21 protein-coding genes are annotated in these 17,787 nt (G+C 74.2%); 13 read left to right on the plus strand and 8 right to left on the minus strand.

The annotated features are described in order from the left end of the window. Positions 1–231: 231 nt before the first annotated feature. The gene (locus Ae150APs1_RS18650) at positions 232–1,413 is read left to right on the plus strand and encodes a fumarylacetoacetate hydrolase family protein (protein WP_075299278.1); all 1,182 of its coding nucleotides are present in this window, start codon (positions 232–234) and stop codon (positions 1,411–1,413) included. Here Ae150APs1_RS18650 and Ae150APs1_RS18655 read toward each other — a convergent pair whose 3' ends face one another. Together Ae150APs1_RS18655 and Ae150APs1_RS18660 are read right to left on the minus strand one after the other, a co-directional pair. Beyond that, entirely contained in the window at positions 1,414–1,848 is a 435-nt protein-coding gene (locus Ae150APs1_RS18655) for an acyl-CoA thioesterase (RefSeq protein ID WP_010232571.1), read from the minus strand. It lies immediately after the preceding gene. Between the two features lie 29 nt (positions 1,849–1,877). Then, entirely contained in the window at positions 1,878–2,621 is a 744-nt protein-coding gene (locus tag Ae150APs1_RS18660; RefSeq protein ID WP_075299280.1) for a MerR family transcriptional regulator, read from the minus strand. Between the two features lie 191 nt (positions 2,622–2,812). On the opposite strand from Ae150APs1_RS18660, the gene Ae150APs1_RS18665 reads away from it, so the two are divergent. From Ae150APs1_RS18665 to Ae150APs1_RS32155, 6 genes are all read left to right on the plus strand, one after another. Further along, positions 2,813–4,033: an acetyl-CoA C-acetyltransferase gene (locus tag Ae150APs1_RS18665; RefSeq protein ID WP_212567230.1), complete on the plus strand. Its 1,221-nt coding sequence runs from the start codon at positions 2,813–2,815 to the stop codon at positions 4,031–4,033. Positions 4,034–4,067: 34 nt separating this feature from the next. Further along, positions 4,068–6,242, plus strand: coding sequence for a 3-hydroxyacyl-CoA dehydrogenase NAD-binding domain-containing protein (locus Ae150APs1_RS18670; protein ID WP_075299282.1), 2,175 nt, complete (start codon positions 4,068–4,070; stop codon positions 6,240–6,242). Positions 6,243–6,335: 93 nt separating this feature from the next. Further along, positions 6,336–6,632, plus strand: a complete 297-nt coding sequence (locus Ae150APs1_RS18675; RefSeq protein ID WP_010232566.1) for a Dabb family protein — start codon at positions 6,336–6,338, stop codon at positions 6,630–6,632. A 70-nt stretch (positions 6,633–6,702) separates the two neighbouring features. Continuing rightward, positions 6,703–7,341 (plus strand): DedA family protein, encoded by a 639-nt coding sequence (locus tag Ae150APs1_RS18680; protein WP_249266392.1) that lies wholly within the window; start codon positions 6,703–6,705, stop codon positions 7,339–7,341. A 155-nt stretch (positions 7,342–7,496) separates the two neighbouring features. Beyond that, positions 7,497–8,495 carry an ATP-binding cassette domain-containing protein gene (locus tag Ae150APs1_RS32910; protein ID WP_139316975.1) on the plus strand — a complete coding sequence of 333 codons (999 nt, stop codon included), beginning with the start codon at positions 7,497–7,499 and terminating at the stop codon, positions 8,493–8,495. Between the two features lie 17 nt (positions 8,496–8,512). Further along, positions 8,513–9,208, plus strand: a complete 696-nt coding sequence (locus Ae150APs1_RS32155) for a hypothetical protein (RefSeq protein ID WP_075299288.1) — start codon at positions 8,513–8,515, stop codon at positions 9,206–9,208. Positions 9,209–9,220: 12 nt separating this feature from the next. On the opposite strand, the gene Ae150APs1_RS18695 is transcribed toward Ae150APs1_RS32155, so the two are convergent. Then, complete coding sequence (locus Ae150APs1_RS18695; RefSeq protein WP_075302283.1) at positions 9,221–9,910, minus strand: TetR/AcrR family transcriptional regulator; 690 nt, start codon at positions 9,908–9,910, stop codon at positions 9,221–9,223. 103 nt (positions 9,911–10,013) lie between these two features. Here Ae150APs1_RS18695 and Ae150APs1_RS18700 point away from each other — a divergent pair, with 103 nt between their 5' ends. Further along, the gene (locus tag Ae150APs1_RS18700; protein WP_075299290.1) at positions 10,014–10,622 is read left to right on the plus strand and encodes a hypothetical protein; all 609 of its coding nucleotides are present in this window, start codon (positions 10,014–10,016) and stop codon (positions 10,620–10,622) included. Positions 10,623–10,743: 121 nt separating this feature from the next. On the opposite strand, the gene Ae150APs1_RS18705 is transcribed toward Ae150APs1_RS18700, so the two are convergent. Beyond that, positions 10,744–11,241, minus strand: a complete 498-nt coding sequence (locus tag Ae150APs1_RS18705) for an SRPBCC family protein (RefSeq protein WP_010240397.1) — start codon at positions 11,239–11,241, stop codon at positions 10,744–10,746. Then, positions 11,238–11,579 carry a metalloregulator ArsR/SmtB family transcription factor gene (locus Ae150APs1_RS18710; RefSeq protein WP_075299292.1) on the minus strand — a complete coding sequence of 114 codons (342 nt, stop codon included), beginning with the start codon at positions 11,577–11,579 and terminating at the stop codon, positions 11,238–11,240. Before Ae150APs1_RS18710 ends, Ae150APs1_RS18705 begins: the two co-directional genes overlap by 4 nt. A gap of 119 nt (positions 11,580–11,698) precedes the next feature. On the opposite strand from Ae150APs1_RS18710, the gene Ae150APs1_RS18715 reads away from it, so the two are divergent. From Ae150APs1_RS18715 to Ae150APs1_RS18725, 3 genes are read left to right on the plus strand one after another with little or no spacing between them, the layout of a single operon-like run. Beyond that, positions 11,699–12,061: a GntR family transcriptional regulator gene (locus Ae150APs1_RS18715; RefSeq protein WP_010240402.1), complete on the plus strand. Its 363-nt coding sequence runs from the start codon at positions 11,699–11,701 to the stop codon at positions 12,059–12,061. Next, the gene (locus tag Ae150APs1_RS18720) at positions 12,058–12,957 is read left to right on the plus strand and encodes an ABC transporter ATP-binding protein (protein WP_075299294.1); all 900 of its coding nucleotides are present in this window, start codon (positions 12,058–12,060) and stop codon (positions 12,955–12,957) included. Before Ae150APs1_RS18715 ends, Ae150APs1_RS18720 begins: the two co-directional genes overlap by 4 nt. Further along, positions 12,954–13,700, plus strand: coding sequence for a hypothetical protein (locus Ae150APs1_RS18725; protein ID WP_010240408.1), 747 nt, complete (start codon positions 12,954–12,956; stop codon positions 13,698–13,700). Before Ae150APs1_RS18720 ends, Ae150APs1_RS18725 begins: the two co-directional genes overlap by 4 nt. A gap of 87 nt (positions 13,701–13,787) precedes the next feature. On the opposite strand, the gene Ae150APs1_RS18730 is transcribed toward Ae150APs1_RS18725, so the two are convergent. Together Ae150APs1_RS18730 and Ae150APs1_RS18735 are read right to left on the minus strand one after the other, a co-directional pair. Further along, entirely contained in the window at positions 13,788–14,357 is a 570-nt protein-coding gene (locus Ae150APs1_RS18730) for a hypothetical protein (RefSeq protein WP_083680228.1), read from the minus strand. Further along, complete coding sequence (locus tag Ae150APs1_RS18735) at positions 14,354–15,379, minus strand: NAD(P)-dependent alcohol dehydrogenase (protein ID WP_249266393.1); 1,026 nt, start codon at positions 15,377–15,379, stop codon at positions 14,354–14,356. Before Ae150APs1_RS18735 ends, Ae150APs1_RS18730 begins: the two co-directional genes overlap by 4 nt. A gap of 77 nt (positions 15,380–15,456) precedes the next feature. Here Ae150APs1_RS18735 and Ae150APs1_RS18740 point away from each other — a divergent pair, with 77 nt between their 5' ends. Together Ae150APs1_RS18740 and Ae150APs1_RS18745 are read left to right on the plus strand one after the other, a co-directional pair. Then, positions 15,457–16,023 carry a GNAT family N-acetyltransferase gene (locus Ae150APs1_RS18740; RefSeq protein WP_075299296.1) on the plus strand — a complete coding sequence of 189 codons (567 nt, stop codon included), beginning with the start codon at positions 15,457–15,459 and terminating at the stop codon, positions 16,021–16,023. A 40-nt stretch (positions 16,024–16,063) separates the two neighbouring features. Further along, entirely contained in the window at positions 16,064–16,504 is a 441-nt protein-coding gene (locus Ae150APs1_RS18745) for a VOC family protein (RefSeq protein WP_075299298.1), read from the plus strand. On the opposite strand, the gene Ae150APs1_RS18750 is transcribed toward Ae150APs1_RS18745, so the two are convergent. Further along, a complete protein-coding gene (locus Ae150APs1_RS18750; RefSeq protein ID WP_075299300.1) occupies positions 16,505–17,695 on the minus strand; it encodes a class I SAM-dependent methyltransferase in 1,191 nt (396 codons plus the stop codon). Positions 17,696–17,787: the final 92 nt, after the last annotated feature.

Below are 17,787 nucleotides of genomic sequence, written 5' to 3' on the forward strand. Positions count from 1 at the left end.
CTGCCCGTCCCGTCCCACCGCGAGCCGCACAGGTTCCGCTGAACCGCACAGGCTCACGGGCTCCCGCACGGGACCGGACCCGTGCGGGAGGCAGCCAACCTGTGCGGATGCCGCCAACCTGTGCGGGAGGCAGGCAACCCGTGCGGGAGGCAGCCGGTCTGTGCGAGGGGCGGTCGGACGGGTGCAGCGCGGGGGGCCGGATCGCGGTGTGTCCGGGTACGGTCGGACGCCGTGACGATCGCGCCGCAGCTCCCGTCCAGCCCGCCGCCCGGACTCGCGCTCGGCGCGGTCGCGGGGGCCGGTCGCCCCGGCGGCTCACGGATCGTGTGCCCGCTGCCCGACGGCGGTCTGCTCGACGTCGGGTCGCTCGCCACCGCGCAGCGCGGCCCCCACCCGGAGCTGCTGACCGCGCCGAACCTCGACCGCCTGCTCGACGCCGGCGCCCCGGCCTGGCGCGAGGTCGTCGAGTGGCTGCGGGGTTGGCGCGACGACCACGAGCGGGCCGCGGCGCACCGGCTGCCGGTCGACGGGCTCGTCCCCGTCCTGCCCTTCACCGTCGCCGACTACGTCGACTTCTACGCCTGCGAGCAGCACGCGCGGAACGCCGGGCTGATCTTCCGGCCGGACGCCGAGCCGCTCACCCCGAACTGGCGCCACCTCCCGGTCGGCTACCACGGTCGCGCGGGGACGGTGCGGGTCAGCGGCAGCCCGGTGGTGCGCCCGTCCGGGCAGCGCGGCGTGGACGACTTCGGCCCGACCCGCCGGCTCGATCTGGAGGCGGAGCTCGGGTTCGTCCTGGGTGGACCGGTTCCCGGCCCGGTGTCCGTGGACGACGCGGCGGACCACGTCTTCGGCGTCGTGCTGCTCAACGACTGGTCGGCCCGCGACGTCCAGGGGTTCGAGACCCGGCCGCTCGGCCCGCACCTGGGCAAGTCGTTCGCGACGTCGATCTCGGCGTGGGTGACGCCGATGGCGGAGCTGGCGGCGGCCCGCGTCCCGCTCCCGCCGCACGACCCGGCGCCGCTGCCGTACCTGTCCCCGCGGGAGCCCGCCCGCGGTCTCGACATCGGCCTGGAGGTGCACCTCGACGGGCACCGGGTCTCGTCCCCGCCCGCGGCCGACCTCTACTGGTCGCCGGAGCAGATGGTGGCCCACCTGACGTCGAACGGGGCCGGTCTCCGTGCGGGCGACCTGCTCGGCTCGGGCACCGTCTCCGGTCCCCGCCGGGAGCAGTTCGGCTCGCTGCTGGAGCTGTCCTGGAACGGCCGGGACCCGGTGATGCTCCCGGGCGGCACCCCGCGCAGCTGGCTGTCCGACGGCGACGAGGTCGTCGTCACCGCGACCGCACCCGCGGCCGACGGGAGCCGCTTCTCCCTCGGCGAGGTGCGGGGCCGCATCCGGCCCGCGGTCTGATCAGGCGAAGGGCAGCATCGGCTCCGGCTCGCCGAGCGCGTGCCGGATCAGCGGCGGGATCTCCTGCTTGCCGGAGCCGTCGACGGCGATGACCACGTAGACGGTGCGGCAGTCGCAGGTGACGACGACCTCGCCGTCCTCGCCGGTGCTGCGGACCTGGAAGTCGAGGGCGAAGCTCGTGCGGCCGAGCCGGGCCGTGGAGACGGCGACGGCGACGTCCTCGCCCCAGCCCACCCCGGCCCGCCAGTCGATCTCGGTGTGGACGAGCTGGACGTCGAACCCGGCGTCGAGCATCGCGCGGTAGGTGAGGCCGCGGAACTCGAGGAACTCGGTCATCGCCTCGTCGAACCAGGCGAGGTACCAGGCGTTGAAGACGACACCCTGCGCGTCCACCTCGTGGTAGCGCACCCGGACCGGGAACTCGAACGACGCCATGGCGCGATGCTACGGCGGCCCGCGGGTGATCACCCGTTCTGCGGCGTCCCGCCCACCCGCTCCCGGATCGTCCGGTTCACGGCCCGGCCGAACGTCGCGACGACGCCCTGCACGGTGACGGGCTTGAGCCGGGACAGCGCCGCGGCGAGCCGGGTGCGCTCGTCGGCGGGGCGGCCGCGGTCCCGGTAGGGCTGGAGCACCTCGTCCTGGAACAGGCTCATGAGGTCCTCGGCCAGGGCCGCGGTGTGCTTCTCGATCGCCGCCTGGGCGCGCTGCCAGAGCTCGGGCGGCAGCCCGGAGGCGAGCGCGTCCAGTCCGGTGGCCAGTGCGATGGCGCCGTGCACGCGGACGGTGCCGTCGTCGCGCCGGACGAGGGCGCCGAGGTGGGCGAGGGTGTCGACGTCGGCGTCGGACAGCCGGTGGCCCGCCCGGCGGTCCAGCTCGGCGCGGGTCAGGTCCTCGCCGCTCTCCGGGATCCACGGGGTGAGCAGCGCCCGTTGCAGCGCGAGATCCTCGGGGCCGGCGTCGTGCGGGAGCCGTTCCAGCTGCCGTTCGATCGCGGCGAGGGTGAAGCCCAGCCCGGTCAGCTCGCTGATCAGTTCGAGGCGGGCGCGGTGCCCGGCGTCGTACAGGCCCGTGCGGCCGCGCAGCCGTGGTGCGGGGATGAGGCCCTTGCCCGCGTAGAACCGGATGGTCCGCACCGAGACCCCGGTCCGCTCGGCGAGCTGGTCGACGGTCAGGAGGTCCTCGGACTCGGTCGGCGCGGCGGACATGGCGAGCAGGTTACGGGCCCGGACGCGAACGTGACAGTCTTGATGTGACATCGATGCTGTCACATACTCGGGCGTGCGCCTTGACCATGTGACAGTGCTGCTGTAACAAAAGCTACCGGTAAGTAGGAGGCGACGGCGCCCGTCGCGCCTCGCGCTGGACCCCAGCGCCCGACCACCCACGAGAGGTTCGGATGAGCGATATCCCCGAGGCCTACATCTACGACGCGATCCGCACACCGCGCGGCCGGGGCAAGGCCTCCGGCTCGCTGCACGAGGTCAAGCCGATCTCCCTGGTGGTCGGTCTGATCGACGAGCTGCGCGCCCGCAACCCCGAGCTCGACCCGGCCGTCATCGACGACCTGGTGCTCGGCGTCGTCTCCCCGGTCGGCGACCAGGGCGGTGACATCGCCAAGACCGCCGCCATCGCCGCCGGTCTGCCCGACACCGTCGCCGGTGTCCAGCTCAACCGGTTCTGCGCCTCCGGGCTGGAGGCGGTCAACACCGCCACCCAGAAGGTGCGTTCGGGCATGGAGGAGATGGTCGTCGCCGGTGGCGTCGAGGCCATGAGCCGCGTGCCGATGGGCTCCGACGGCGGCGCCTGGGCGATGGACCCGGACACCGCCTACGAGACCGGCTTCGTGCCGCAGGGCATCGGCGCCGACCTGATCGCCACCCTCGAGGGCTTCTCCCGCGAGGACGTCGACACCTTCGCCGTCGAGTCCCAGACCCGCGCCGCCAAGGCGTGGGCGAACGGGTACTTCGCCAACTCGGTGGTCCCGGTGAAGGACCGCAACGGTCTGACGATCCTCGACCGCGACGAGCACGTACGGGCCGGCGCCACGCTGGAGAGCCTGGGCGGGCTGAAGCCGTCGTTCGAGATGATGGGCCGCGACGGCGGGTTCGACGCCGTCGCTCTGCAGCAGTACCACTGGGTCGAGCAGATCGACCACGTGCACCACGCCGGGAACTCGTCGGGCATCGTCGACGGCGCCGCCCTGACGCTGATCGGCACCGAGGCGGCCGGGAAGGCCAACGGCCTGACCCCGCGGGCCCGGATCGTCGCCACCGCGCTGTCCGGCGCCGACCCGACGATCATGCTGTCCGGCCCGGCACCGGCGTCGAAGAAGGCGCTCGCCAAGGCCGGCCTCACCGTCGACGACATCGACCTCTTCGAGATCAACGAAGCGTTCGCCGCGGTCGCCCTGCGCTACATGCGTGACATGGGCATCTCGGCCGAGCAGACCAACGTCAACGGCGGCGCCATCGCGATGGGCCACCCGCTCGGCGCCACCGGCGCGATGATCCTCGGCACCCTGGTCGACGAGCTCGAGCGCCGCGACCTGCGCCGTGGCCTCGCCACGCTGTGCGTGGGCGGCGGCATGGGCATCGCGACCATCGTCGAGCGTGTGTGAGACCGGCAGCGGACTTCGGAAGGAACGAATCACAGTGAGTGAGCAGAAGGCCGTCCGCTGGGAGAAGGACGCGGACGGGATCGCGATCGTCACCCTCGACGACCCCGGCCGCAGCGCCAACACCATGAACGACCGCTACAAGGCGGCCATGGGCGAGGTCGTCGACGAACTCGTCGCCGCGAAGGACGACATCACCGGCGTGATCGTCACCTCGGCGAAGAAGACCTTCTTCGCCGGTGGCGACCTGGAGCAGCTCTCGTCCGCCGGCCCGGACGACGGCGCCCAGGTGTTCGAGAACGTCACCGAGGTCAAGGCCCAGCTGCGCAAGCTGGAGACCCTCGGCAAGCCCGTCGTCGCCGCGATGGCGGGCACCGCGCTCGGCGGTGGCCTGGAGATCGGGCTGGCGTGCCACCACCGGGTCGGGATCGATGCCAAGGGCGTCGTCTACGGCCTGCCGGAGGTCTCGCTGGGCCTGCTCCCCGGGGGCGGCGGCGTCACCCGCATCACCCGGATGCTCGGCATCGCCAACGGCTTCATGAACGTCCTCGCACAGGGCCAGCGGCACAAGCCGGCCAAGGCCCTCGAGCTGGGGATCGTCGACGAGCTGGCCGCCACGCCCGACGAGGTGCTGGCGAAGGCCAAGGCGTGGATCGCGGCGAACCCGGAGGCCGCGCAGCCCTGGGACAAGCCGAAGTACAAGATCCCCGGCGGCACCCCGTCGAACCCGTCGCTGGCCTCGATCCTGCCCGCCTTCCCGGCGAACCTGCGCAAGCAGCTCAAGGGCGCCCCGATGCCGGCCCCGCGCAACATCCTGGCCGCGGCCGTCGAGGGCTCCCAGGTCGACTTCGACACCGCGCTGCGGATCGAGGGCCGGTACTTCGCCGAGCTCGTCACCGGCCAGGTCTCGAAGAACATGACCAAGGCGTTCTTCTTCGACCTGAACGCGATCAACGGCGGCAAGTCCCGCCCGGACGGCCCCGAGAAGTGGCAGCCCACCAAGGTCGCCGTGCTCGGCGCCGGGATGATGGGCGCGGGCATCGCCTACGTCTGCTCGCTCGCCGGCTGGGACGTCGTCCTGAAGGACGTCTCGAAGGAGGCGGCCGACAAGGGCAAGGCGTACTCGCAGAGCCTGGTCGAGAAGGGCGTCTCCCGCGGGAAGACCACCCAGGAGAAGGGCGACGCCCTGCTCGGCCGGATCACCCCGACCGACGACTACGCCGATCTCGCCGGCTGCGACGTCGTCATCGAGGCCGTGTTCGAGTCGGTCGAGCTCAAGCAGGAGGTGTTCCGCGAGGCGGCCAAGCACATCCAGCCGGACGCGCTGCTGTGCTCGAACACCTCGACCCTGCCGATCACCGAGCTCGCGAAGGGCGTCGACCGGCCGGACGACTTCATCGGCCTGCACTTCTTCTCGCCGGTGGACAAGATGCCGCTGGTCGAGATCATCAAGGGCGAGCGGACCAACGACGAGGCCCTGGCCAAGGCGTTCGACCTCACGCTCGGGATCAAGAAGACGCCGATCGTCGTCAACGACTCCCGCGGGTTCTTCACCAGCCGCGTGATCGGCACCTTCATCAACGAGGGCGTCGCGATGATCGCCGAGGGCATCGACCCGCAGACGATCGAGCAGGCGTCGTCGCAGGCCGGGTACCCGGCACCGGTGCTGCAGCTGATGGACGAGCTGACCCTGACGCTGCCGCGCAAGATCCGCGAGGAGACGAAGAAGGGCGTCGAGGCCGCCGGTGGCACCTGGACCCCGCACCCGTCCGACGCGGTGATCGACCGGATGCTCGACGAGTACGACCGCAAGGGCAAGAGCTCGGGCGCCGGGTTCTACGAGTACTCCGACGGCAAGCGCGCCGGGCTCTGGCCGGGCCTGCGCGAGCAGTTCGGCGCGACGAACCACGACGTCGACCTGCACGAGCTGTCGGAGCGCATGCTGTTCATCGAGTCGATCGAGACCGTGCGTTGCGTCGACGAGGGCGTGCTGGAGACCGTGGCCGACGCCAACATCGGCTCGATCTTCGGCATCGGCTTCCCGGCCTGGACCGGTGGCGTGCTCCAGTACATCGAGGGCTACCCCGGTGGCCCGGCCGGCTTCGTCGCGCGCGCGGACGAGCTCAAGGCGTCCTACGGCGACCGGTTCGACGTCCCGCAGAGCCTGCGTGACCGGGCCGCGAAGGGGGAGTCGGCCACCGCGGCCGCCTGATCCCGTTCCGCCCACCGAGGCCCCGCCGGCACCCTGGCCGGCGGGGCCTCGGTGTCGTCGCGGGGGTCGTCCCGGCCGTCGTAGGGTCGGCGGATGATCCGCAACGTGGTCGTGGGACGGCTGAAGGACGGGGTCGGTCCCGCGGAGATCGAGAAGGGCTTGCAGGCGCTGCGCGACCTCGAGGTCGAGGGCCTCGACCTGGACCTCATGGCCGGTCTCGACCTGGGGCTCCGCGAGGGCAACGCACACTTCGTGCTGACCCTCGACCTGCCCGACGAGGAGTCGTACCGGATCTACGACGCCGACGACGAGCACAACCGGATCCGGCGCGAGATGGTCGCCCCGCTGTGCACCTCGATCGAGCGGATCCAGTTCCGGCTGCCCGGCTGACGCGGGTCCGGGAGTCACTCCGGGTGATCCCGGACGATGTCCGGTTCGCCGGACATGCACCATGGTGGGCGTGACGCAATGGGTGTTCGACATCGTGGACCGGCTGGGCGCGGCCGGGATCGGCTTGCTGATCTTCCTGGAGAACGTGATCCCGCCGATCCCGTCGGAGGTCATCCTCCCGCTCGGCGGGTTCCGTGCGTCGACCGGCGCGATGGACCCGATCGGGGTCTGGGCGGCCGCGACGATCGGCGCCGTCGCCGGTGCACTCGTCCTCTACGCCCTGGGGTCGTGGCTGGGCTTCGAGCGGGTGCACGCCCTCGCCGGGAAGCGCTGGTTCGTCCTCTCCAGCCAGAAGGACCTGGAGAAGGGACTCGTCCTCTTCGAGCGCTACGGCAGCTGGTTCGTGCTCGGGGGACGGTGCATCCCGATCGTCCGGAGCCTGATCTCGATCCCGGCCGGCATCGCCGGGATGCCGCTGTCCCGGTTCACGGCGCTCTCCGCGCTCGGCAGCGCCGTGTGGAACGCCCTGTTCGTCTACCTCGGGTTCGCGCTCGGGGAGCGCTGGGAGGTCGTCGAGGGCTACATGTCGCCGATCAGCAAGGTCGTCGCGGTGGCCGGCGCGCTCGTCCTGGTGTGGCTGGTCTGGCGGAAGGTCCGGCAGCGTCGCGCCCGCGGCGGGGTGGAGGAGGCCGACGCAGCGCCGCGCTGAGTACACGGCCCGCTGCGACGGGCGGGTGAATCCGGACGCCCTGCGTGCCGGTCCCACCACGGCGTGCAGCGCTGTGCTACCGGCTGGGGGCCCGTCCGTCGTGCTGTGCGAACCTGATCGGCGAACTCGGAGCCGTCGGACAGGTGGAGGTGGTCGTGCGCCTCGTCGGCATCCACCACACCCATGCGTCCGGGACGGTCGCGCTGCGGGGTGTCGATCTGGACGTCGATCCGGCCGTCGCCACCGTGCTGCGCGGTGGGAACGGCGCGGGGAAGTCGACCCTGCTGCGGATCGCCGCGGGCGCCGTGGTGCCCACCGCGGGTGCGGTCGAGGACCGGCCCGCCGTCGTCGGGTACCTGCCCGACCGGTTCCCCGCCACGATGAAGATCCCGCCGCGGCGCTGGCTCGACCACCTCGCCCGGGTCCGCGGGCTCGAGCCCGACGACCTCCTCGACCGGGCCGACGAGCTGCTCACCGAGCTCGGCTACGACGGTGACGACGACGAGCCGATGGCCGAGCTCTCCAAGGGCAACACCCAGAAGATCGGCCTCGTCCAGGCACTGGTGTGCGACCCGGGCGCGCTCGTCCTGGACGAGCCCTGGTCCGGCCTCGACGACGACGCCGCCGACGCCCTCACCCGGCTGCTCGCCGGCCGCACCGGGGCGACCCTGGTCACCGACCACACCGGCACCGCCCTCGAGCTGCCCGGGGCACGGGTGCACCGGCTCCGGGAGGGCCGGATCGCGACCGACGCCGATCCCGAGTCGGTGCCGTTGCCGGCGGCGCCGCCACCCGGCGCGATGATGCGGATCGACCTGGCGTGCGCCGGCGATCCTCGCCCGTTGATCGAGCAGGTCCTGCCGCCGGCGCGGGTCGAGGGCGCCGCCCCGGGCCGCTTCACCGTGCGGGTGCCCGCCCCGGAGGCCGACGCCTGGCTCGCCGCCGCCCTCTCCGCCGGATGTGCCGTCCGGTCCGTGCGCCCGGTCCGTACCGAGCGGCCCCGGGACGGCGCGCCCTCCGGCCGGACGCCGAGGGGTGCGTCCGGCCCGGTGGGCGACGGCCCCGGGGCGGCGCCGCAGCCCGACCGGACCCCCTACGCCGAGGCCCACCGCGCCGCGCGCCCGCGCCGCGGCGCACGGGGGCCCGCGTGGTGAGGAGGGCCCGTTCCGCCGTGGCCGTGGCCATGCTGCTGGGTGAGGACGTCGCGCGGTCCGAGCGGTTCATCGCGCCCGCCGTGCTCTACGTCGGCTTCCTCGCGATCCTCTTCGGCGGGGCACCCGGGCCGCTCCCGGAGCCGTGGGCGGCGAGTGCCCTGCTGCTGTACCCGGTGGGTGCCTGGCTGGCGCACGCGGTCGCCGAGACGGAGGACGACACCGCCCGCACCGTGACGCTGTCCGCCGCGGGCGGGCCGCTGCCGGTCGCCGCCGGGGTGCTGCTGGCGGCGACGGCCGGGGTGGCCGCGCTCGGTCTCGTCGCCGCCGTGTGGGGGGTGGTCGCCGCCTGGGGCACGGCGACGACGGGTGGCCTGCTCGACGGCCTGCTGGCGCACCTGGCCTGCGGGATCACCGGCGCCGCCGTCGGATCGGTGTTCGCGCGGCCGCTGTTCCGCAGCCAGGGCGTGGCGCTCGTCGCCGCCCTGACGGTCCTGGTGGTCACCGGGACGAGTTCCTGGCTGCCGCCGGTCGGGACGGCCGCGGCGTCGCTGGGCAACGGGCGTGGCGGGCTGGGCCTGTTCGGCGACCTGCTGCTGGCGGTCCTCGTCGCGGTCGCGGCGCTCACCCTGGTGGTGCGGGTCGAGCAGGGGCGGTTCGCGTCCTGGCGGGACTCGTGGTCGGCGCTGGTGGAGCGGATCCGGCCCGGCTCCTGAGGGCGCCCGCGGTCAGGGGACCAGCCCGGCGAGGCGGCCGAGGCGCTCGACGGTGCCCTCGAAGACGGCGTCGCGGTCCTCGAGGACGTTCTCGAACTGGCCGAACAGCTCGAACGAGACGTGCCCGAACACGCCGGTCCACGCGGTGACGCCGGCCAGGAGCGCGGCGTCGGGCAGGTCCGGGGTCCCGAGCGCGTCCCGCAGCCGCGCGGCGTCGCCCGCCGGAGCGGACGCGGTGTCCTCGGGCAGCCGCAGCGTGCCGGCGGCGTGCGCGTCGGCGAGCAGCTCCGCGAACGGGGCGATCACCCGGGCGGCCGACGGGACGGTCTCGGCGGGCGCCCGGTAGCCGGGGACGGGGGAGCCGTAGATCAGCGCGTACTCGTGCGGGTGCGCCAGTGCCCAGGTGCGCACCGCGCGGGCGATCGCCCGCCAGCGGCCCGCGGGGTCCGGCTCGGCGCGCGCGGCCGGGCCGACGGCGCCGGCGAGGGCCTCGTAGCTCTGCACGATCAGCGCGGTGAGCAGGTCGTCGCGGGTCGGGAAGTACCGGTGCAGCGCGGACGACACCATCCCGATCTCCCGGGACACCGCGCGCATCGACAGCGCGGCGGCCCCGGTCTCGGCCAGCTGCCGCCGCGCGGCCGCGGTGATCTCGGCGACGAGCTCGGTGCGGGCCCGTTCGCGGGCCGTGCGGGAGGCGTTCATCCGCACCACCGTAGACCACCGGTCACATTCAAGAGCACCGCTCTTGCGATTGGCGCTCCGAGAGGAGAGCATTGCTCTCGTCGTTCGGGAGAGGGGATGCGGGATGGTGCGGAACGGTGGCGCGGTGGCACTCGGCGTGGCGGGGGTGGCGTTCGCGGCGTACCCGGCGTTGCGCCCGTACGTGGACGGCCCGCAGGTGTGGGCGCAGCCGTGGTGGGTGCCGTCGCACCTGCTCGGGGTGCTCGGGTTCGCGCTGCTCGTCCCGGGGCTGGTCGCGGTGCGGCAGCGGCTGCACGGCACGACGGGGGAGCGGGCGGCCCGGGTCGCCGTCGTGGCGGCCGGGACCGGGGCGGCGCTGGTGCTGCCCTACTACGGCGCCGAGGCGTTCGCGCTGGGCCGGCTCACCGGTCCGGACGCGGTGGCGGTCGGCGAGGCGATCCGGATGGACCCCTGGGCGGTGACGACGTTCGCCGCCGGCCTGCTCGCGCTGGCCGCGGCGGGCGTCGCGGTGCTGGTCGCGGCACGGCGCAGCGGCGGCACCGTCCCGGTGGCCGCGGCGGGCGTGTTCGCGGCCGCTCTGGTGCTGTACCTGCCGCAGTTCTTCGCTGCACCGGGGGTGCGGATCGCCCACGGCGTCCTGCTGGCGGCGGGCTGCCTGCTCCTGGCGGCGGCCACGCGGACGCGTGCGCGTCCCGCCCCCGCGCCGGCCTGACCCCGCAGCACCTGAAGCTGACAGGCCGCGCCGGGGCGCGCCCGCAGGCCACGCGGCCGAGCTGCACGGTACGGCCCTCGGCGGGGCCGTACCGTGCGTCCCGACGTCCCGGGCGACGGGCTCAGCGGGGGTAGTGCGGGCCGGTCGCGGCCAGGGTCTGCTCCCAGTCGGGCATCGCCGAGTCCGAGAGGGTCGCGGCGAGCCGGTCGAGGTACCAGTGCCAGCCCGGCCCGGCGTCGGCGGGGGAGAACCCGTCCGGCAGCACGTGCTCGAACACGAGCACGGTCCCCGACGGCGGGTCCGGGGTGAGGGAGACGGCCAGCTCCCACGGCGGCCCCGACTCCTCGGCGATCTCCACGGCCAGCTCGTGCGGCGGCTCGCAGACGACGATCCTGGCGTCGGACGGCGGGCCACCACCGTCCTCGTCGCTGGTCAGGCTGAGCCGGACGGTCCCGCCGGGCCGGGCGTCCCCGGTCCAGGTGCCGAACCAGCGGGCGCACCGGCCGGGATCGGTGATCGCCGACCAGACGTCGTCCACGGGCTCGGGGAACGTGCGGCGGAAGGTGAGCCGTGCCCGTCCGTCGGGATCGCGGGTCACGGTTCCGGGTGTCGCGGTCATGCGGAGGTCCCTTTCCGGCGGTGACGACGGCCGCGCGCGAGCTCGGTGTCCAGTGCGTCGAGGCGCTGCGACCAGAAGGCGCGCAGCCCGTCGAGCCACTGCCCGGCGTCGTCCACCCCGGACTGGTCGACGGCGTAGATGCGCCGCGTCCCCTCCGCCCGGACGGTGGCGAATCCGTTCTCCCGCAACACCTTCAGCTGCTGCGACACGGCAGGCTGGGAGATCCCGAACTCGGCCCGGATGACTTCGGTGACGCCGCCCGCGGTGTGTTCGCCGCGGGCCAGCAGCTCGAGGATCCGGCGTCGGACGGGGTCGCCCAGGACGTCGAACGCGTGCACGGCCGCAGCTTATATAAGACACGACGGAAATAGAAGGCCGGCTGGACGGAGAGGTTCTTCGGCTCTATGGTTCATTACATGAGTAATGAACCACCGCACTACAACACCGGGAGGTCGCCGTGAACGACGACGGCCGCCCGCTGTTCGTGCAGATCGCCGGGGAGATCACCTCCGCGGTGGTGGACGGGACCTACCCCGAGGAGACCCAGGTCCCGTCCAGCAACGAGCTCGCCGCGTTCCACCGGATCAACCCGGCGACCGCGGCGAAGGGGCTGAACCAGCTGGTCAGCGAGGGTGTCCTCTACAAGAGACGGGGGATCGGGATGTTCGTGGCCGAAGGGGCGCGGACCCGTTTGCTGGAGAGCAGGCGGGAGGACTTCGCCCGCCGGTACATCGCTCCGCTGGTCACTGAGGCGCGCAAGATCGGGCTCGACCCGGAGCAGCTGAAGAAGATGATCGACGTCTGGGGGGACGAGCGATGAGCGTGATCGCGATGCACGGCGTGACCAAGAGCTACGGCGACGTGACCGCACTGGACGACGTGAGCTTCACGCTCGAGGAGAACCGCATCCACGGCCTGCTCGGCCGCAACGGCGCCGGCAAGACCACCGCGATGCAGATCCTCACCGCGCAGAACTTCGCGACGTCCGGCACCGCGGAGATCTTCGGCGAGCGGCCCTACGAGAACGCCCCGGTCCTCGCCCGCACCTGCTTCATCCGCGAGTCGCTGAAGTACCCGGACGCCTACAAGGTCCGGCACGCCCTGCGCGCCGCGGCGTCCGTCTACCCGCACTGGGACCAGGCCTTCGCCGACCAGCTCGTCGCCGAGTTCGGGCTGCCGGCGAACCGGGCCTGCAAGAAGCTCTCCCGCGGCCAGCAGTCCGCGGTCGGTGTGGTGGTCGGGCTCGCCTCGCGGGCCCCGCTGACCTTCTTCGACGAGCCCTACCTCGGTCTCGACGCCGTCGCCCGGCAGCTGTTCTACGACCGCCTGCTCGCCGACTACGCCGAGCACCCCCGCACGGTGGTGCTGTCCACCCACCTGATCGACGAGGTGTCCGACCTGATCGAGCACGTCGTGCTGATCGACCAGGGCCGCGTGCTGATCGACTCCGACGCGGAGGACCTGCGGGGGCGCGCCGTCACCGTCACCGGGCCGGTCGAGCCGGTGGAGCGCTTCGCCCGCGGGCACGTGGAGCTCCACCGCGAGCAGCTCGGCGGGTTCCTGCGGGTCACGCTCTCCGGGGCGCGCCCGGAGCGGGCCGAGCCGGACCTGCAGTTCGAGCCGGTCTCGCTGCAGCAGCTCGTCGTCCGCACCACGCAGCTGAACGCCGGGCCCCGCGTCGACGGGGCCCGTACCGACCGGGAGGTCCTGTCATGACCGCCGCCGTCACCACCGCGCCCGAGCGGCCCGTCACCGGCACGAGCCGGATCGGCGCGGCCCTGCGGATGAACATGGTCGACGTCCGGGAGCGGGTCGGGGGACCGTGGCTGATCCTGGCCGCCATCTTCGCGGTGAACTTCGCGATCTGGTGGACGATCCGGGCCAACGTCGACGACGCCGGCGCGGGCACGACGGGCGCGGTCTCCGCCCTGTTCTTCATCGTGGGGGGCTTCTACCTCACCGCGATGACCCAGGTGATGCCGTTCGCGCTGAGCCTGGGTCTCACCCGCAAGCACTTCTACGCGGGCATCTGCCTGCTGCTGGCCGCGGAGACGCTGGTGCACGCCGTCGCGCTGACCGTGCTGCTGGAGCTGGAGCGGGCCACCGCGGGCTGGGGCATCGGGATGGACTTCTTCTCGATGACGTTCATGCCCGAGCAGAACGTCCTCCTGCAGGTCGTGACCTACTGGGTGCCGCTGCTGACGATCGCGCTCGTGTTCGTCGCGATCGGTGCGGTCTTCCGCCGCTGGGGCCAGGTCGGGGTGTGGGCGGTCATGGTCGGCATCGTGCTCGCGCTGGGGGCGGTGGTCGTCACGGTGACCTGGCAGGACGCCTGGGTCGCCTTCGGCCGGTTCTTCGTCGACACCCCCACCGTGGTGCTGATGGCCGGCTGGCCGTTGATCCTCGCGGCCGTCGCGACGGCGGGTGGGTACCTGGTCGTCCGCCGCGCGCGGCCCTGAGACCACGGCCGGGCGGGAACCCGGCCGATCCGCGATCCGTGGTCCGGCGCCTCCTGGGGGGTGGTGCCGGGCCGCGGACGTGTGTCGTCAAGGGTCGACCAGCAACAGGCCGGCCCGCTCCCGGGTGCGGCCGTCCGCCGCCAGCTCCTCCTCGGCACGCCGCCACCCGTCCCAGTGGGGCCGGTACAGCGGCCAGTCCGGACGTGCCCGCAGCCGTTCCTCCCGGACGTCCGCGGGCACGTCCACCCACACCACCAGCGACGTGACCGGTGCCAGCGGCGCGGCGCCCGCCCCGCACCCCTCCAGCACGACGATGCCCGCCGGCGGCTGCTCCCGCTCCGGCCCGGGCCGGTCGCGCTCCCAGTCCCACGACGTCCAGCGCAGCGTCCGCCCGGCCGCGAGCGGCTCGCCGATCCCGTGCCGGGCCAGCTCCGGCGCACGGGGCAGGCCGGCCCAGCCGGGGCAGAGGTCCTCGATCTCCAGCAGCGGCGCCCCCAGCTCGCGGGCCAGTTCGCCGGAGCGGGTGGTCTTCCCGGCGCCGGAGAACCCGTCGACGGTGACCAGCCGGTTCCCGGCCGGTCCCGCCGGGGCGGAGCGCACCAGGGCGGCGGCCCGCCGTTCCCAGCCCGGCCGGGCAGCCAGTACGGCAGGGGTCACGGACGGACCATGATCTTCACCTGGGACGGCCCGGGGTCGAGCGCGTCCCCGACGTGGTCGAGGTCGACGTGCCCGGTCACCAGCCGGTCCAGGTCGACCGACCCGGAGGCGGCGAGGCGCACCGCGGTGGGCCAGGTGTTGGCGTAGCGGAAGGTGCCGGTCAGGACGATCTCCCGGGACTGCAGCGCGGAGACCGGCAGCGTCATCTCGTCGGCACCCATGCCGACCAGCACCACCGTCCCGCCGGGCCGCACGGCGCGCAGCCCGGTGGCCACCGCGGGCGCGACGCCGGAGCAGTCCACGAAGGCGTCGACGGCGTCCGACGTGGACACGGCGTCGGCGGCCGGGTCGAGCGTCGCCGTCGCACCGAACGCGCGGGCGAGCTCGCGGCGCACCGGGTCCGGGTCGCTGACCAGGATCTCGGCCGCGCCCTGCACGGCGGCCACCTGGGCGACCAGCAGCCCGATCGGCCCGGCCCCCGCGACGAGCAGCCGCGACCCGAGGCCGGTCCCGGCCTTCCGGTTCGCCCAGATCGCCACGGAGAGCGGTTCGAGCAGCGCGGCCGCGTCGTCCGACACGTGGTCGGGCACCGGGTGGGCGAAGTCGTCGGCGATCGTGACGTAATCGGCGAACGCGCCGTCCACCGGCGGCGTCGCGAAGAAGACGATGTCCGGGCACAGGTTGTAGGCACCGGTGTGGCAGTACCGGCAGCGCCGGCAGGGGACGCCGGGCTCCAGCGACACCCGCTCGCCGATCCGGGCGGCGTCGACCCCGGGACCGACGGCGACGACCCGTCCCGACGGCTCGTGCCCGAGCACCAGCGGCTCGCGCACCACGAACTCGCCGATCCGGCCGTGCCGGAAGTAGTGCACGTCGGACCCGCAGGTGCCGACCGCGCCCACCCGGACAAGCACCTCGCGCGGCCCGGGGTGGGGCACCGCCCGCTGCCGCACCTCCAGGTCACCGGCGGCGCGCAGCACGCTGCACCGCATCGACTCGGGCACCTCGGCGGACGCGATCACGACGACGACGGTGGCACGCGGCGACCCGCCCGGCAACGCGCTCGCGGCGGGAGGCGTTCCGGGCCAGGCTGTCGGCCATGGACCCCGGCACGGATTCCGGCACGGGCCCCGGCACACCCCCGGACGTCGCGCTCGTCCCGCTCGACGAGGCGGGGCTGGCCGAGCTGCTGGAGGCGGCCGTGGCCGGGGCGGCGCCCGCGGAGGTGATGCCGGCACCGGACGGGGCCGGCTGGGACGAGGGGCTGCGGGCCGGGTTCCTGGCCTTCCACCGCGGGCGGGCGCTGGCCGCGGAGCCGGTCGAGCGCACCTGGGTGGTCCGGTCCGGTGGCCGGGCCGCCGGGGCGGTCCGCGTCGAGCCGGGAGCGGACGGCGACGAGGTCGGGATCTGGCTCGCGCGCGGTGACCGCGGCCGGGGGACCGGTACCGCCGCGCTGCGCCTGCTCCGCTCGGAGCAGTCCGTGGCCGCGTCCGGCGCACCGCTCGTCGCCCGGACGACCGCGTCCAACCACGGCGCACGGGGCCTCCTCCGCACGCTCGGCGCCGCTACGGCACCGGGCACGGAGGGGACGGTGACGGCGCGGCTGCCCACCGTCGATCATGATGGCGGCCCGGCGGCCGGACGCCGGACGGGCCGCGGGTGTTGACTGGGCGCCGCATCGGCGACGGGACGGGAAAGGGTGGGAGATGGCTTCGGGCATCGAGCGGCCGACGGTCACCGGCTTCCACCACGCGTCGGTGGTCGTCTCCGACGTGGAGTCCAGCGCCACCTGGTACCAGCGCGTGCTCGGGCTCCAACGGTTGCCGATGACCTTCCCGCACCACGACGCCGGCGGCGGCGACCCGGAGAAGGCGGCGCTGCTGCTCGACCCCGCGACCGGCGTCATGATCGAGCTGCACGCCCCGGCGGACGGCGACGGCGGCCCGGTCCGCGGTGCGCTCGACCATCTGGCCTTCGGCGTCGCCGACCGCGCGACGCTGGACGACTGGGCGGCCTGGCTGGACACCCTCTCGGTGCCGCACGGCGGCGTCGTCGACCGGACCGACCCCACCCGCTACGCGACGCTGGAGTTCCAGGGCCCGGACGGCGTCGCGCTCGAGTTCATCCACTTCCCCGGCCGCGGCTAGCTACGCCGGGTCGACGCAGACCAGGCCCCACGGCCGGTCCTCGACCCGGGTCATGACGACCGTCGCCCGACGCGAGCCGCGCCCGCGCAGCGTGCGGGCGAGCGCGTCGACGTCCCCGGCGAGGCCGCGGCGCCGCACGTCGACCGCGCCGACGTCGAGGTCGCGCAGCACCCGCGGGAGCCGTTTCTGGTCCCAGGGCCGGGAGTCGATGACGCGCAGGCGCCGCGCGAACGGGGTCGGTCCCGGCTCGTCGTCGCCTGTGAGGAACGCGATCCGGGGGTCGATCCGGCTGGTCCCGGTGCTCCGGGCGAGCCCGGACACCAGGCCGGCGCGGGTGACCGCCGGGTTCGGGTCGAGCAGCCAGCCGCCCGGCCCGGTGACGGCGACGCCGGTGTCCCCGTCCTCGGGGTCGGGCTCACCGGCGACGGAGTGCACGCCGTCGCCGTCGACCACGGTGGCCCGGGTGCGCGCCCCGGCCAGCGCGGGCGACCAGACCGCCGCCTCCTTGAGCTCGCGGCCCAGCGCGAGGAACTCGATCTCCCAGCCGTCCGGGACGGTGTCGTGGTCGATCCCGGGAGCGGCCTTGATCCCGACGGCGTCCACCCGTCCGGCCAGGGCGAGGCACCAGTCCAGCGGCGGCTCGGAGTCCCCGGTGCGCATCCGCCGCCCCGCACCGCGCCGGGCCGGGTCGACGAAGACCCCGTCGGCGCCGGTCAGGTCGGCGTCGCGGACGTCGCCGCGGACGGTCCGCACGCTCCGGTCGTGGGCGGCGGCGTTGCGCCCGGCCATCCACAGGTGCACCGGGTCGAGATCGACGCCGGTCACCTCGTGCCCGGCCGCGGCGAGGGCGACCAGGTCGCCGCCGATGCCGCAGCACAGGTCGGTGAGCCGGTCCCGGCCGGCGTAGCGGGCCGCGCGGTGCCGGGCGATCGACTCCGACGACGCCTGTTCCAGCCCGTCGCGGGTGAACCACATCCGCGGGGCACGGGCGAACTTCGCCGCCGCCTTGTCCCGCAGCCCGGCGACGGCCATCGCGTCGGCGACCAGCGTCGCGTCGTACTCGCGGCGCAGGGCGGTGCCGAGCCGCAGCGCGGCGTCGCCGGAGCGGTCGGCCGCGGCGAGCCGGTCGAGCAGCGCGGTGCCCTCCGGCCCGTCGAGCCGGTCCAGCCAGGCGGTGTCCTCGCGATCCACCCGCTCACCCTCCCGGATGCCCGGCGGCCGGGTGCGCGCCGGGCTCTGGCACGGGCGTACCGTCTCCCGGCCGGGAGAGTGGAGGAGGGACC

It is taken from the genome of Pseudonocardia sp. Ae150A_Ps1, from assembly GCF_001932315.1.
GTDB lineage: Bacteria > Actinomycetota > Actinomycetes > Mycobacteriales > Pseudonocardiaceae > Pseudonocardia.

Coding starts and splice junctions, on each gene's coding strand:
- Ae150APs1_RS18705 (WP_010240397.1), bottom strand. CDS start 11,241: ATGACCGCGACACCCGGAACCGTGACCCGCGATCCCGACGGACGGGCA.
- Ae150APs1_RS18660 (WP_075299280.1), bottom strand. CDS start 2,621: ATGTCCGCCGCGCCGACCGAGTCCGAGGACCTCCTGACCGTCGACCAG.
- Ae150APs1_RS18655 (WP_010232571.1), bottom strand. CDS start 1,848: ATGGCGTCGTTCGAGTTCCCGGTCCGGGTGCGCTACCACGAGGTGGAC.
- Ae150APs1_RS18665 (WP_212567230.1), top strand. CDS start 2,813: ATGAGCGATATCCCCGAGGCCTACATCTACGACGCGATCCGCACACCG.
- Ae150APs1_RS18720 (WP_075299294.1), top strand. CDS start 12,058: ATGAGCGTGATCGCGATGCACGGCGTGACCAAGAGCTACGGCGACGTG.
- Ae150APs1_RS18700 (WP_075299290.1), top strand. CDS start 10,014: ATGGTGCGGAACGGTGGCGCGGTGGCACTCGGCGTGGCGGGGGTGGCG.
- Ae150APs1_RS18740 (WP_075299296.1), top strand. CDS start 15,457: ATGGACCCCGGCACGGATTCCGGCACGGGCCCCGGCACACCCCCGGAC.
- Ae150APs1_RS18745 (WP_075299298.1), top strand. CDS start 16,064: ATGGCTTCGGGCATCGAGCGGCCGACGGTCACCGGCTTCCACCACGCG.
- Ae150APs1_RS18725 (WP_010240408.1), top strand. CDS start 12,954: ATGACCGCCGCCGTCACCACCGCGCCCGAGCGGCCCGTCACCGGCACG.
- Ae150APs1_RS18675 (WP_010232566.1), top strand. CDS start 6,336: ATGATCCGCAACGTGGTCGTGGGACGGCTGAAGGACGGGGTCGGTCCC.
- Ae150APs1_RS18695 (WP_075302283.1), bottom strand. CDS start 9,910: ATGAACGCCTCCCGCACGGCCCGCGAACGGGCCCGCACCGAGCTCGTC.